This is a genomic window from Azospira sp. I13, from assembly GCF_003112695.1.
Lineage (GTDB): Bacteria > Pseudomonadota > Gammaproteobacteria > Burkholderiales > Rhodocyclaceae > Azospira.
In genome coordinates this window covers 443,179-457,051 of record NZ_BFBP01000003.1, presented here as the reverse complement: position 1 = coordinate 457,051, position 13,873 = coordinate 443,179, and the positions used below count along the sequence as shown (strand labels likewise).

General features: G+C 66.4%; 11 protein-coding genes, 2 tRNA genes and 1 pseudogene. 9 read left to right on the top strand and 5 right to left on the bottom strand.

Annotated features, from left to right (window positions below; all coding sequences use genetic code 11):
• Positions 1-76: 76 nt before the first annotated feature.
• Positions 77-2,011: a TonB-dependent siderophore receptor gene (locus AZSI13_RS04580; protein WP_109039978.1), complete on the bottom strand. Its 1,935-nt coding sequence runs from the start codon at positions 2,009-2,011 to the stop codon at positions 77-79.
• Positions 2,012-2,755: 744 nt separating this feature from the next.
• Here AZSI13_RS04580 and AZSI13_RS18355 point away from each other — a divergent pair.
• Both AZSI13_RS18355 and mnmC read left to right on the top strand, forming a co-directional pair.
• Positions 2,756-2,893 (top strand): annotated as a pseudogene (locus AZSI13_RS18355) (glycine zipper 2TM domain-containing protein); the annotation flags it as partial.
• A gap of 192 nt (positions 2,894-3,085) precedes the next feature.
• On the top strand, positions 3,086-5,026 hold the full coding sequence (gene mnmC, locus AZSI13_RS04570; protein ID WP_109039976.1) for a bifunctional tRNA (5-methylaminomethyl-2-thiouridine)(34)-methyltransferase MnmD/FAD-dependent 5-carboxymethylaminomethyl-2-thiouridine(34) oxidoreductase MnmC: 1,941 nt from the start codon (positions 3,086-3,088) through the stop codon (positions 5,024-5,026).
• Between the two features lie 223 nt (positions 5,027-5,249).
• Here the strand turns inward: mnmC and AZSI13_RS04565 are convergent, their stop codons facing one another.
• Positions 5,250-5,582 carry a helix-turn-helix transcriptional regulator gene (locus AZSI13_RS04565; protein WP_109039975.1) on the bottom strand — a complete coding sequence of 111 codons (333 nt, stop codon included), beginning with the start codon at positions 5,580-5,582 and terminating at the stop codon, positions 5,250-5,252.
• 134 nt (positions 5,583-5,716) lie between these two features.
• Here AZSI13_RS04565 and AZSI13_RS04560 point away from each other — a divergent pair.
• Positions 5,717-5,790: transfer RNA gene (locus AZSI13_RS04560), tRNA-Cys, on the top strand.
• A 37-nt stretch (positions 5,791-5,827) separates the two neighbouring features.
• Positions 5,828-5,903: transfer RNA gene (locus tag AZSI13_RS04555), tRNA-Gly, on the top strand.
• Positions 5,904-6,042: 139 nt separating this feature from the next.
• Here the strand turns inward: AZSI13_RS04555 and AZSI13_RS04550 are convergent.
• From AZSI13_RS04550 to AZSI13_RS04540, 3 genes are all read right to left on the bottom strand, one after another.
• A complete protein-coding gene (locus AZSI13_RS04550) occupies positions 6,043-6,939 on the bottom strand; it encodes an FHA domain-containing protein (protein ID WP_109039974.1) in 897 nt (298 codons plus the stop codon).
• A 148-nt stretch (positions 6,940-7,087) separates the two neighbouring features.
• Positions 7,088-7,573 carry a peptidylprolyl isomerase gene (locus AZSI13_RS04545; protein ID WP_109039973.1) on the bottom strand — a complete coding sequence of 162 codons (486 nt, stop codon included), beginning with the start codon at positions 7,571-7,573 and terminating at the stop codon, positions 7,088-7,090.
• A 10-nt stretch (positions 7,574-7,583) separates the two neighbouring features.
• The gene (locus AZSI13_RS04540) at positions 7,584-8,048 is read right to left on the bottom strand and encodes a peroxiredoxin (protein ID WP_109039972.1); all 465 of its coding nucleotides are present in this window, start codon (positions 8,046-8,048) and stop codon (positions 7,584-7,586) included.
• A 132-nt stretch (positions 8,049-8,180) separates the two neighbouring features.
• On the opposite strand from AZSI13_RS04540, the gene AZSI13_RS04535 reads away from it, so the two are divergent.
• The 5 genes from AZSI13_RS04535 (at position 8,181) to AZSI13_RS04515 (ending at position 13,828) form a co-directional block, all read left to right on the top strand.
• The gene (locus AZSI13_RS04535) at positions 8,181-8,873 is read left to right on the top strand and encodes an SIMPL domain-containing protein (protein WP_109039971.1); all 693 of its coding nucleotides are present in this window, start codon (positions 8,181-8,183) and stop codon (positions 8,871-8,873) included.
• 198 nt (positions 8,874-9,071) lie between these two features.
• On the top strand, positions 9,072-10,607 hold the full coding sequence (locus AZSI13_RS04530; RefSeq protein WP_109039970.1) for a TolC family protein: 1,536 nt from the start codon (positions 9,072-9,074) through the stop codon (positions 10,605-10,607).
• A gap of 1 nt (position 10,608) precedes the next feature.
• The gene (locus AZSI13_RS04525) at positions 10,609-11,847 is read left to right on the top strand and encodes an efflux RND transporter periplasmic adaptor subunit (protein ID WP_109039969.1); all 1,239 of its coding nucleotides are present in this window, start codon (positions 10,609-10,611) and stop codon (positions 11,845-11,847) included.
• The gene (locus AZSI13_RS04520; protein ID WP_235609654.1) at positions 11,847-12,614 is read left to right on the top strand and encodes an ABC transporter ATP-binding protein; all 768 of its coding nucleotides are present in this window, start codon (positions 11,847-11,849) and stop codon (positions 12,612-12,614) included. Before AZSI13_RS04525 ends, AZSI13_RS04520 begins: the two co-directional genes overlap by 1 nt.
• Complete coding sequence (locus AZSI13_RS04515) at positions 12,608-13,828, top strand: ABC transporter permease (RefSeq protein WP_109039968.1); 1,221 nt, start codon at positions 12,608-12,610, stop codon at positions 13,826-13,828. The genes AZSI13_RS04520 and AZSI13_RS04515 overlap by 7 nt, the downstream gene beginning before the upstream one ends.
• The last annotated feature ends 45 nt before the right edge of the window (positions 13,829-13,873 follow it).

Below are 13,873 nucleotides of genomic sequence, written 5' to 3'. Positions count from 1 at the left end.
GGAAGGCGGCGCCGCCTGTCCAGGCGTCGCCAGTAGCGACAGCCAGAGCAACAGGCAGAAAGCCGGCCGGCCCACTTCAGAAGCCCCAGCTCAGCATGGCAAAGAGTTCGCGTCGCATCACCGTTTCCAGGAAGAAGGGCTGGTCGCCGAATTCCCGGTGCCGGGGGCCGAACAGGTTGCGCCCGATCAGGGACACCTCGGTCCGACGGTCCAGGCGGCGGGCCCAGCGCAGGTCGAAGGCGCCGTAGCCGGGAATGCCCCGCTCCTCCATGGCCCCCACGGCGCGCCAGGTCAGGTCCAGGCGCTGGTCCCGGGATAGGTTCCAGAGAGAACGCAGGAAGAGCTGGCGCTGGGGAAAGCCGCCGCGGAAGGAAATGAAGGCCGGGCCCTGGGGCGGCGTCACGTATTCCAGATTCTCCCGGTACAGGGTCAGGCCGCCCCGCAATTGCCAGCTGGCGGCCGCCTGCCAGTCCAGGGCCCATTCCAGGCCCTGGGTATGGCCCCGGGCGTTATTGACATAGACCATGGCGCTGGCCCCGTCGTACTGGATGGTCTGCAGTTCCCGATACTGGTTACGGTAGAGGGACAGATCGCTGCTCAGGGTCGGCGCCAACTGGCCCCGCCAGCCCGCCTCCAGGCTGTGCAGGCGTTCGGGGCGGAAGCCGGGGTCGCCGATGGCCGGCAGGGGCCCGACCCCCGGGCCGGTGAAGCGGATGGCCGTATCCACCTGGTTGGGCGAACGCACTGCCCGGGCCGTACCGGCCCACAGGGCGTGGCCGGGGGCCACGTTCCACACCGCCCGCAGATTGGGTTGCCAGGCGACGCCATGGCCCGGCACCTTTTCCAGCTTGGCGCCGGCAATGACCTGCAGGGCATCGGGCACGACCGTCCATTCGTCCTGGACGAAGAGATTGGTCACCGTGCGCTGGGAGGCAGCCGGGCTGAAGGACAGCTTGGCCGAACCGACGGAGTCAAAACGGTACTGCCGCCAGCCGCCCCCCCAAGTCAGACGGTGGGCCGGAGTGAGAAAGAGGGAGTGCTGCAGATCCACATCGGCCACGGTCTCCTCCAGCACGCTGCCCGACGAGCCTTCGCGCCGCCAGGAATGGTCGATATAGCCCTGGACCTGCAACTGGGAGCCGCCTTCCAGACGCTGGCTGAGGCGCCCGAGGAGATGCTGGCCAGCAATGTCGTTGGCGGTGGACAGGGGATTGGCAGCACCGCCGCTATGGCCCTGGTAGGCCTCACCGTTGAGCATCCAGGTCTCGCTGCCGGGGGCACTATCTGCCCGGAAGCCGATACGGTCGGCCCGCCAGGCATCGTCTGCAGTACCTCGCCCGGCCAGGGCCTGCTGATCGTCCCGGTTGCGGCTGCGGGCGTACATCCGCCAGGCCGTGCCCTGCTCCGAGGTGGCGCCCCAGCGCAGATTGACGAGACCCCGCTCGACGTTACCCGCCGCCACGGTGGCCTGGCCACCCTGGGTTTCATGGGCGGAGCGGGTGACGATGTTGATTACGCCATTGACCGCATTGGCCCCCCAAAGGGCAGCACCGGGACCCCGCACCACTTCGATACGGGCGATGTCGTCGAGGGAAATGTCGTTGGCGTCCCAGAAAACGCCAGAATAGATGGAGTTGTAGATGCTACGGCCGTCGATCAGCACCAGCAGCTTGCCGCCAAAGAAGCCGTTGAAGCCCCGGGAAGATACCCCCCACTTGTTGCCGTCGATCTGGGCCACGTGGAGGCCAGGCACGGTACGCAGAAGATCGGGCAGGGTCGTTGCCCCGAGGCGCTGGATATCCTCCCGCCGCAGCACCGTGGTGGCAGCCGGGGCCTGCAGCAACTCCGAAGAGTGCTTGAGCACAGTGCTGACTTCGGTGCGCAGGAGTTCCTCGATGGACAAGGTGGCCAGCCCGGAAAAACCGGGCTCGCCCTCATCCGCCCAGGCGACTCCAGCAGCACCGGCCACGGCTACGCACAGCAACGCCCACCGACAGGCCTGGAAAGGCATGAGATCCCCTGAGCAATGATGGAATTATGGCGGCGCCCCCCGTTCCCGGAGCAACGCCTTTTATGAAGGCAGGATTTTATCGGCTTGGCGCCCCCGGGGAAAGCCGGGGATGCCCGCAGGGGCGGCAGACAACCGAAGGCAACCGGCGACAACCAGCAGTAGCCTATTGGCGGCAATCGGTAACAATCTGTTTCCCGCGTCAGCGCCCCCGCCGGCCCGGCGTTATGCTTGCCATCAGCAGACATTGTCCCACCGTAGCCACGCATCCCGTTCCGGAGTCCCATCATGGATACCACCCAGCCCCTCATCAAAATCGCTGCCGTTTCGGTCATTGCCGTCTGCCTGAGCGGCGTTGGCGTTCTCACCGGCCTCCTGCCGATGCCTGGCCAGTCGTCCCGCAGCCCGGCCCCGACGGAACTGGCCAGTGCCCCCACCCCCACAGCCCCAGCCGTTCCGGCAGCGACACTGGCACCTCCCGCAACCGCCGCGCCGCTCCCGGCCGCCCCCGTCGCCACCGCACCGGCCACCCCGGCCGCCACCCACCCCGCGGCACCTGCCCGTCGGGCCACGCCGGTCGGCACCAAGGCCAAGGAAAATGCCAAGACTGCCCACCCGGCGCCGGCCAAGGACGAGGCAGGCAAGCCCGCCAACACCGAGGAGGCGGTGACCAAGGCCCCGGCCGCGCCCGCCATCTGCCGCGAATGCGGCGTCATCGAGAGCATCATGGAAGTGAAGAAACCCGGTGCCGGCACCGGCCTGGGCGCAGTGGCCGGCGGCGTGCTCGGCGGCATCCTGGGCAACCAGATCGGCGGCGGCAAGGGCCGCACCGCCATGGCCGTCCTCGGCGCCGCCGGTGGTGCCTACGCCGGCAACCAGGTGGAACGGAACGCCCGCAGCAACACGGAATACCAGATCACCGTGCGTTTTGAAGACGGCACTACCCAGCTCATCACCGAAACCAATCCGCCGGTCTGGCGCAACGGTGACCGGGTCAAGGTCAGCGGCGGCCTCATCACCGGCGCCAACTGAGTCCGGGCTTAACGGGCCAGGGGGGCCATGCGACAATCCACCCCCATGAGCCCGCCCGAACACGCCACCGCCTACCGCCCCATCGTCCCCGCCCGCCTCTGCCGTAACGAGGTGGGCCTGCCATTTTGCGAAACCTACGGCGATGTCTATCACAGCGCTGCCAGTGCCCTGGGCCAGGCCCGGTACGTCTTCCTCGCCGGCAACGGCCTGCCCGGACGCTGGCAGGGGCGCGAGTGCTTCACCATCCTGGAAACCGGCTTCGGCGTCGGCCTCAATTTCCTCGCCACCTGGGCCGCCTGGGCGGCCGATCCCCAGGCCTGCCGGCAGCTGCATTTCGTCTCCCTGGAAAAACACCCTTTCTGCCGCGAAGACCTGGCCGCCCTGCAGCGGGACTACCCCGAGCTGGCGCCCCTGGCGGCGGAGCTGCAGGCCCAATGGCCCGTCCTGACGCCGGGCATCCACCGCCTGCATCTGGCCGGCGGGCGCCTGACCCTGACCCTCGGCCTGGGGGACGCCCAGGACTTGCTGCCCCAGTTGCGACTGGCGGCGGATGCCTTCTATCTGGACGGTTTTTCCCCGGCCAAGAACCCCGAGTTGTGGACGCCTTACATTTTCCGCGGCCTGGCCCGCTGTGCCGCTGCCGGCGCCACCCTGGCCACCTGGACGGTGGCTGCGGCAGTGCGGGAAGGCCTGCAATCCGTCGGTTTCGTCAGCGAAAAAATGCCGGGCTTTGCCGGCAAACGGGACATGCTGCAGGGTGCCTACCGGGGCCCCGGCGTACGCCAGCCCACCCGGCGCGGCAAGCGGGTGTTGGTCATCGGCGCCGGCTTCGCCGGCACATCCGTCGCCCACCGGCTGGCCGCCCGGGGTTTCGAGGTAAGCCTGCTGGATCAGGCGCCCGGCCCCGGCTGCGGCGCCTCCGGCAACCGGGTCGGGGTCCTGCGGCCCTTGCCCAGCATGGACGACAATCGACTCTCCCGCCTCACCCGCACCGCCTTTCTCTATACCCGGCAACATCTGCTGAGCCTCAGTGAGGCCGGGCTGCCGGTACGCTGGGGCGCCAGCGGCGTCCTCCACCTGGCCCGGGACAAGACCCACGAAGCCACCCAGCGCCAGGTGGCGGAAACTTTCGCCGCCCCTGAGCTGTTTCGTTTTGTGGATGCGGAGGAGGCTTCCCGGCTCATCGGCTGGAGCGTGCTGGTGGGGGGCTGGCATTTCCCCAGCGGTGGCTGGGGTATGCCGCCCAGCCTGTGCCAGGCCAATCTCCAGGCCTTTCCCACCACCCGCCAGCATTATGGCCAGCGGGTGGAGCGCCTGGAGCCCACGGCCGACGGCTGGGCTGCCTATGGGGCCGGCGGCCGCCTGCTGCTGCAAGCGGAGCAGGTGGTGCTGGCCAATGCCGCCGACGCCAAACGCCTGGCCGGCGCCGACTGGCTACCGCTGCGCAGCGCCCGGGGCCAGACCACCCTGCTGCCGGAAGCGGCCACGCCTCCACTTGATCTGGTGGTCTGCCGGCTGGGCTACGTCACCCCGGCGGTGGATGGTTTGCGGGTATGCGGCGCCTCCTTCCTGGCCGGCGACGAGGAGGAGGCGGAACGCCTGGAAGAACACCGTGACAACCTGGCCAAGCTCAATTTCATCCTGCCCGGCTTCGCCAAAGGCTTGCCGGCAGAAGACCTGAATGGGCGGGTCGGTTTCCGTCCGATTTCCCCAGACCGCCTGCCCATGCTCGGTGCCCTGCCGGAAAACGCGCCGCCGGCTGCTGGCAGCCGGCTTCTCACCCTGCCCCGCCGCCCCGGCCTGTGGCTGGCCAGCGGCTTCGGCGCCCGGGGCTTTGTCTGGTCCGCCTGGGCCGGGGAGTTCCTGGCCAGCCAGATGGCCGGCGAGCCCTTACCGGTGGAAGGCGACCTGGCCGATGCCCTGGATCCCGGGCGTTTCCTGCTCAAACCCGTGCGCCCGGGGCGCAGCGAGCGGGATGGGGAATGAGCCGGGATCGGGCGACACCAGGGAAAAGCGGCAGCATCCGCGCACTCCCTCCGGCCCGAATGACAAGCAGCACCTGAGCCTCCCGGATGGAGCGCGCACCGACACAATTTCGGCATTTCCGAGGGGCTTGACGCGGTACCTGCCTAACACTGCCACCGGGCAGTGGAATCGCGGCAGAGGTACTCCAGCCGCCCCTCCCACGCAGTCACTCCCGGCTGCGCCCCTAGCCCGGCTCAACCGTGAGCCGGGCTGTCTCGCCCCCCAGGCGTACCAGAGTGGCAATCGCCTCCCGGTATTCCCGAGGCAGGCGGGAGATGGCCAGGGCCAGGGCCACATCCTCAGCCGATAGCGGGCCCCAGTCGACCGCAGCGCCCCCGCCGTCAAACGAGCACGCCAGCACTTCGCCCAGTTTCAACAACACCTCGTGGCGCGGGCGATTGGTGCCGGATTCCCACCAGCGCACCGCCTGTTCCGACTTACCAACAGCCGCCGCCAGCTCTTTTCTCGACAATCCCCGGGCCTCCCGGGCAATCCTGATACGCTCGTGCAATTCCATAGCCGTTTCTTCAACAGATTGTTTTTCAGTGCCTTTATCAGGCCGGCGAAGATTAAAAGAAAAACTTTATTTAAGAAAGCAATTCTTCTATTTGCACAAATGATGGCTTCGTGGATAATGCGCGCTCTTTCGATGGCGCGGTAGCAAAGCGGTTATGCAGAGGACTGCAAATCCTTCCAGGGCGGTTCGACTCCGCCCCGCGCCTCCACTCCCTCTGGCAAGGGATTGGCAGAAATAAGGTTTTTGCGGGAGTAGCTCAGTTGGTAGAGCGCAACCTTGCCAAGGTTGAGGTCGAGAGTTCGAGACTCTTCTCCCGCTCCAGATAAAAAGGGCAGTGCGCAAGCACTGCCCTTTTTTCTTTTGCATTCCCCATTCCACACTCCAGCTTCCGCTCCTCAGGGCGGAGCACCGTTCGGCGCAAAACTTCCGTTCGCGCCAAACGTTAGCCGCCGGGTAGGCCTCAGCGATAGGCCAGCTGGAACTTGACCTTGCCTTGGTCGCCGAGAATTACCACATCCCCTTCCTGCAAGCCCACCTCGCTGATCCGCTGGGTCATGTTGTCGTTGTGGAAGGTGCCGTTGGTCGAGCTGTTGTCCCGCAGGACGATCCGATCGCCCAGGGGGCCGACCCAGGCATGGCGGTTGGAGACGTGGGGATCGCCCACCACAATGTCGCTCTCCAGGGAGCGCCCCAGCATGACACCGGAACCGACAGCAAATTCCTGGCCTTGCAGCGGCCCGGCGATGGCCCGCAAATAGGCCAGGGGCTCCGGCCGGGACAGTAGGGTAGCCTCACCATCCAGGCTAGCGGCCGGCACGGTGGCGGGAAAAGGATCCGCTTCCCGGGGCTTGGTGGCGGTGGCCGCCGGATTCTGGGGCGCGGTCCTGACGGCGCCGAAGGCCGGCACCGGCGCCGTTTCACCAGTCAACAAGCGGCGGAAGGCAGAGACCTTGAGCCAGTGCAGAATCCAGCACACCAGACTGGCCAGCCCGAGCAGGATGCCCAGCAAGGGAATGGCCGAGAGCAGGCCGAGGATGGAGGAAGCCAGGCCCAGGGCCAGGCCGCCGTCACCAAAGGCCGTTGTCTGCCGGGCCTCCCCTTCCTTTTTCAGGGCGGTGGAGAGGATGACCACGGCGGCAATCCAGAACAGGAAGCCGAGGAAGGGAATCAGGATCAGCCAGACCAGGCCGGTGGGCAGATCGGGGCGGAATTCGGGGCGAGTGGCATTAAGGCAGCGCTGCAGGTTCAGCAGATAGACCACCATGGCCGCAATGACGCCCAGGACCATCAGCAGGCCCACGCCTATGACCATGAAACCAAAGCCCATCATGGCTTCGGCAGCGGCGGAATCATGCATAAAATTCTCCGGGAAACGGGCACTGGCGCCCTTTGTGACAATGGTCGGAAACTATAGACCAGAGCGGCAAGGCTAAGCAAACGGCATGAAAAAAGCCCCGCCGAAGCGGGGCCTTTTGGTGACCGCAAACAGCGGCTGCAGAAGCCGATTACTCGTCGTCACACTCGCCGTCGTGCACGTGGCCGTGGGCCAGTTCCTCGGCGCTGGCCGGGCGCACAGCGGTGACCGTGCAGGTGAAGACCAGGGCGGTACCGGCCAGAGGATGGTTGCCGTCCAGCACCACCTTGCCGTCGGCAATGTCAGTCACCCGGTAGAGTACGAAGTCGTCTTCGCCACTGCCTTCCGGCGCGCCTTCAAACTGCATGCCGACTTCCAGGGTTTCGGGGAAATTCTCCCGGGGCTCCATCTGCACCAGTTCGGAATCGTATTCGCCGAAGGCATCATCGGGCTGCAGCTTGACCTTGACGGTTTCGCCCACGCTCTTGCCCTGGATGGCCTCTTCGATTTTCGGGAAGATGTCGTCGTAACCGCCGTGGAGGTACACCAGCGGATCTTCGCCCGCATCCACCAGGACGCCATCGGGATCGGTGACGTTGTAGTCCAGGGTGACAACGGTGTTCTTTGCAACTTGCATGGGGAAATTCCTAAAGTTCCTTGGCCAGGCGCAGCATTTCCAGCGCATGACCCTTGGCATTGACGCCGTAGAAGGCGTGGCGCACAAGGCCCTGTTTGTCGATGACGAAGGTGGAGCGGAGGATGCCGTGCTTTTTCACACCATCCACCTCCTTCGCCTGCCACACCCCGTAGCGGCGGCACACCTGGCCTTCCTCGTCCGACAACAGGCGCACGGAAATACCGTGCTTGTCGCGGAATTCGGCATGGCGCAGGCAGTCGTCCCGGCTGATGCCGAGAAGGGTGCAGTCCTGGCGCCCGAACTCTTCCTCGTGATCGGAAAAATCCGTGGCCTCCAGGGTGCAGCCCGGGGTGTCGTCCTTGGGATAGAAGAAGAGAATGACGTGCTGCCTACCCTGGTAAGCGGCAAGCGACACCAGTTCCATGTCCGCATCCGGAAGCGTGAATTCTGGTGCAGCCTGGCCGGGCTTGAGCATCGCAGTCTCCTCAAAGACGCCTCATGGACCTTGCCTGAGGTGAGCCGATTCTAGCCGAGCTTGCCGGCCGGTGCCACCCGCCGTGCCGGCGCTACAATGTGCCTTTGCCCTGCATCGCTGAAAGGAAAGACCATGTTCCTGCGCCGCTCCCCCGCCCCCCGCTTCTGCAGCCTTCTCGCCGTCGCCGCCCTCGGCCTTGCCACCGGTGCCCAGGCTGGCACCCTGGTGGACCTCTCCGCCTCCGCCAGCCGCCCGGCCCCCAACGATCTGGTACAGGCGGTGGTATTCGCCGAAGCCAGCGGCAGCGGTACCGGCGACCTGGCCCAGAAGGTGAACAGCGCAGTCGCCGAAGGCCTGCGCACCGCCAAGGGCTACAAGGGCGTCAAGGCCCAGAGCGGCGGCACCACCACCTACCCGATCTATGGCAAGAGCGGCCGTATCGAATCCTGGCGCATGCGCTCCGACATCACCCTGGAAGCCCGGGACGCCGCCGCCCTCTCCGAGCTGCTGGGCAAGCTGCAAGCCACGCTCGGCGTAGCCGGCGTGCATTTCCTGCCGGCCCCGGAAACCCAGAAGAAGATCGAGGATGAGGCCATGGTGGACGCCCTGGCCGCCTTCAATGCCCGGGCCAAGCTGGTAGGCGATACCCTGGGCAAGGCCTGGCGGGTCAAGCAGCTTTCCATCGGCAGCAGCGGTGGCCGCCCGCCCTTCGCCCCCCGCATGAAGGCGGCCCTCATGGCAGCGGAGGCCAGCCCCATGCCCATGGAAGGCGGCGAATCCAGCGTCATGGTGAACATCTCCGGTCAGATCGAACTGGCGGACTGAACGCGGGGAAAAATCCACCCGGAGTCCACGCGAAATTCAAGTGAATTTCGCGCAAAAGCCGCGCAAAAGCGACGACAAAACCACCAGACCAAACGGGATTTTGCAATTGCAACATCCCGTAACAACTTGTTCCCACGGCCCCTTTCCCGGGGCCGTTATACTTTGGCAAAAATCATCCATGGCTCCGGCCACCCCTTCATGAAACCCGCTTTGAAGCCCGCCCGGGGAACCCTGCCCCGACCCCGCCGTTCCGTCCATACACTTGCTCTTGCCCTCCCGCTGCTGGCCCTGCTTGGCAGCGCCCCGGCCCGGGCCCTGGACCCTTTCGATACCGAAGCCCTGACTCCGCCCCGGCCCCTGCTGGGCGGCCCCGAAAGCGCCCGCCCCTGCCCCGAAAGGCCGGCTGCTGCGCCCCTGGATCTGGTGGAAGTAGTGAACCGGGCCCTTTGCCACAATCCCCAGACCCGGGAAATCTGGGCCAATGCCCGGGCCCAGGCCGCCCTGGTGGGCGTGGCCCAGGCCGCCTACCTGCCCAGCCTCAACCTGGCTGCCGGCCAGAGCCGCAACCGCAACGATGCGCGCAACCCGGAGAGCTATACGCAGAAAAACGCCAGCCTGACCCTCTCCTACCTGCTGTTCGACTTCGGTACCCGGGCCGCCACCCTGGAAAACGCCCGCCAGTTGCTGGCGGCAGCGGCGGCCACCCAGGACAGCACGGTGCAGAGCGTCTTCCTTGCCGCCCTCCAGGGCTACTACCAGGTCCAGGCCGGCGATGCCGCCCAGGCCGCTGCCCGGGAGTCGGAGCGGGCCGCCCAGGAAAGTTTCAACGCCGCCGAAGCCCGCTACAAGGTGGGTACCGCCACTCCTGCCGACCGCCTGCAAGCCCAGACCGCCTATTCCCAGGCCACCCTGAAGCGCATCCAGGCGGAGCGCGATCTGAAGAACGCCCAGGGCAGCCTGGCCACCGTCATCGGTGGCGATGCCCATCGTCCTCCAGCCCTGGTGCCGGCCGCCCCCCTGGCCGCACCAGACAAGGCATTCCAACAGGATGTCGCCGCCCTGGTGGAAGAGGCTCGCCGACGCCGCCCCGACCTGAATGCCGCCGAAGCCCAGGTCAAGGCCGCCCAGGCCAGCGTGGACGCCGCCCGAGCCGCCGGCCTGCCCACTGTCTCCCTCGCCGCCGCGCCCGCCTTCCAGGATATTGGCGGCAGCAGCAGTCACACCTCCAGCATCGGTGTCACCCTCAACGTGCCCCTGTTTACCGGTTTTTCCACCACGTACAAGGTACGTAACGCGGAAGCCCTGAAGGAAGCCCGGGAAGCCCAGCGGGAGCGCATCCGCCAGCAGGTGGCCCTGGATGTCTGGCAGTCCTACCAGAATCTGCTGACGGCGGGCCAATCCCTGCAGACCACGGCCGACCTGCTCAACTCCGCCGAGGCCGCCGAGAAGGTGGCCCTGGGCCGCTACAAGGCTGGCGTCGGCAGCATTCTCGATGTCCTCAACGCCCAGAGCGCCCTGGCCCTGGCCCGGCAGCAGCGGGTACAGGCCACCTTCGACTGGAACGTCTCCCGCGCCACCCTGGCCCAGGCCATGGGCAACCTGGATATTTCCCTGCTGCAGAGCTTGCCCGACGCCCGCAGCTCTGCCACCACAACCCTCCCCTCTTCCGCCAGCCAACCCCTGAACGGGGCCAGCCAGCCGGTTTCCTCCGGCACTCCCCAAGGCACGAACTGACATGAAACGCCCGAACAAGAAAACCATCGTCCTCGCCCTGGCCATTCCCCTCCTGGCCGGCGGCGGCTACGTGGCCTACCAGAAGGCCACCGCTCCTACCGTGGAGCAGCGCTACAAGCTGCAGGCCCTGGAAAAGGGCAGCATCACCCAGAGCGTTTCCGCCAACGGCACCCTCAACCCGGTGACCCTGGTCAACGTGGGTACCCAGGTTTCCGGCACCGTGCGCAAGCTCTACGTGGATTTCAACGATCAGGTGAAGCAGGGCCAGATTCTCGCCGAGCTGGACGATTCCCTCTACGCCGCCCAGGTGCACCAGAGCGACGCCAATATCGCCAGCGCCAAAGCGTCCCTGGACCTGGCCATTGCCAGCGAGGAGCGTATGAAGGCCCTCTTCGCCCAGGAATACGTCAGCCGCCAGGAGCTGGACCAGGCGGTGCAGGCCCGCCGCGCCGCCCAGGCCCAGTTCCAGCAGAGCCAGGCCGCCAACCAGAAAGACCGGGCCAACCTGGGTTATTCGGTAATCCGCTCCCCGGTTTCCGGCGTGGTGGTGGACCGGCAGATCGACGTGGGCCAGACCGTGGCCGCCAGCTTCCAGACTCCCACCCTGTTCAAGATCGCCCAGGATCTGACAGCCATGCAGATTTACACCAGCTTCGCCGAAGCCGACATCGGCAACATCAAGGTGGGGCAACCGGTGAAATTCAACGTGGACGCCTTCCCCAACCGCAGTTTCAAGGGCGAGGTGAAGCAGATGCGCCTCAACCCCACCACCCAGCAGAACGTGGTCACCTATAACGTGGTGGTGGCGGTGGAAAACCCGGAACAGATTCTTCTGCCCGGCATGACTGCCTACGTGAATATCGCCGTGGCCAAGCATGATGACGTACTCACCGTGCCCAACGCTGCCCTGCGCTACAAGCCGGCGGAGCCGAAGAAGGCCAGCAGTGCCTCACCCCTGGGCGGCCCCGGCATGATGGGCATGGGCCCGCCCCCCGGCCCCGGCAACAACGCCAAGTCCGGCGACCGCCAGCGCAAGAAGGACAGTGCCAGCGGCACGGTGTACGTGCTGCGGGGCGGCGAAGTGGTCCCCATCAGCGTCACCCTGGGCATTACCGACAACCGCAACACCGAAATCACCTCCAGCGAGCTCAAGGTGGGCGATCAGGTGGTGCTGGGCGAAAACCTGCCCGATGCCAATGGCTCCGCCGGTTCCGGCAACCTGCGCATGAGGATGTTCTGATGGGCCTGACGCCCCATTCCGTCCTCTCCGCCCACCCCGGGGGCAGCAATATGGCGGTCATCCAGGTGGAGAACCTGGACAAGGCCTACGACACGCCCATGGGGCCCTTCCCGGTACTCAAGGGCGTCAGCCTGACCATTACTCCGGGGGAATTCGTGGCCATCATGGGCCCCTCCGGTTCCGGCAAATCCACCTTCATGAACATCCTCGGCTGCCTGGATCGGCCCACTGCCGGTCGCTACGTGCTCGACGGCAAGAGCGTCGCCGAGCTGGACAAGGACCAGACTGCTCTGTTGCGCAACCGCACCATCGGCTTCGTCTTCCAGGGTTTCAATCTGCTGCCCCGCATGAACCTGGAAGACAACGTGGCCCTGCCCCTGGTCTACTACGGCGTGGAGAAAGAAGAGCGTCTGGCCCGGGCCCGGGAGATGCTCGCCAAGGTGGGCCTGGGCAAGTACGGCAAATCCCTGCCCAACCGCATTTCCGGCGGCCAGCAGCAGCGGGTGGCCATCGCCCGGGCCCTGGTGAACCGGCCCCGGCTGATCCTCGCCGACGAACCCACGGGCAATCTGGACAGCCATACCAGCGAGGAAATCATGGCCCTGTTCGAAGAGTTGAACCGGGAAGGCATCACCATCGTCCTGGTCACCCACGAGCCGGACATCGCCCACCATGCCAAGCGCCAGGTGCGCTTTCTCGACGGCCAGATCGTGCACGACGCCCCCACCCACCCCGCAGCCCCTCTCGGAGAGGCCCTGCCATGCTGATCCCCATGCTCGGCGAAGCCTGGCGCGCCATGGGCGCCAACCGGCTGCGCACCTTCCTCACCATGCTCGGCATGGTCATCGGTGTCGGTGCCGTGGTGCTGATGTTGGCCATCGGCCAAGGCGCCCAGTACGCCGTGGCTCAATCCATCAACTCCATGGGCAGCAACCTGTTCATCGTCCTCTCCGGTTTCACCAATGCCGGCGGCGTACGCAGTGGCAGCGGCAACGCCCCCACCCTCACGGTGGCGGATGCGGAAGCCGTTGCCGAACTCGATGGCGTGGTGGGTGCGGCCCCGGTGCACCAGGGCTCGGCCCAGCTGGTCTATGGCTCCAACAACTGGAACTCCTACGTCATCGGCACCACCCCGGCCTTTCTCGACGTGCGTTCCTGGGCCCTGGTGGATGGCGCCCCCTTCACCGATTCGGACATCCGGGCGTCCACCCGGGTCGCCCTGATCGGCAAGACTGCCGCCCAGAACCTCTTCGGCGACGAGAACCCCACCGGCAAGACCCTGCGCATCGGCCAGGCGCCCTTCCTCATCCTCGGCGTACTGGCGCCCAAGGGCCAGAGCCTGGACGGCCGGGACCAGGACGACCTGCTCATCGTTCCCCTCACCACCGCCCAGCGCAAGCTCTTCGGCACGCCCTTCCAGGGCTCCGTACGCTCCATCATGGTCAAGGCCACCATGCCCGAAGTCATGCCCAGCGTCGAAGCCAGCATGAACGCCCTGCTGCGCCAACGCCACCGCATCCGCGCCGGCCAGGAGGACGACTTCAACGTGCGCAACCTCACCGCGGTGGCGGACTCGGCGGCGGAAACCACCCGGGTGATGTCCCTGCTGCTCGGCGCCATCGCCTCCGTTTCCCTGCTGGTGGGTGGCATCGGCATCATGAACATCATGCTCGTCTCGGTCACCGAGCGGACCCGGGAAATTGGCATCCGCATGGCCATCGGCGCCCGGGAGAAGGACATCCTCACCCAGTTCCTGCTCGAGGCCATCGTCATCTCCATTGCCGGCTGCCTGATCGGCCTGGTGCTGGGCGTCGGCGGCGCCGTCCTGGTTAATCTGCTCACCGGTACGGCGGTCATCATCTCCGGCACGGCGGTCATCATCGCCTTCAGCGTTGCCGCCGCCGTGGGCATCTTCTTCGGCTTCTACCCGGCACGTAAAGCCGCCCGCCTCGACCCCATCGAAGCCTTACGCTACCAGTAAGCCAACCCGGGGCAGGCGTACCATTCCCAGCGCCTGCCCTCCTGC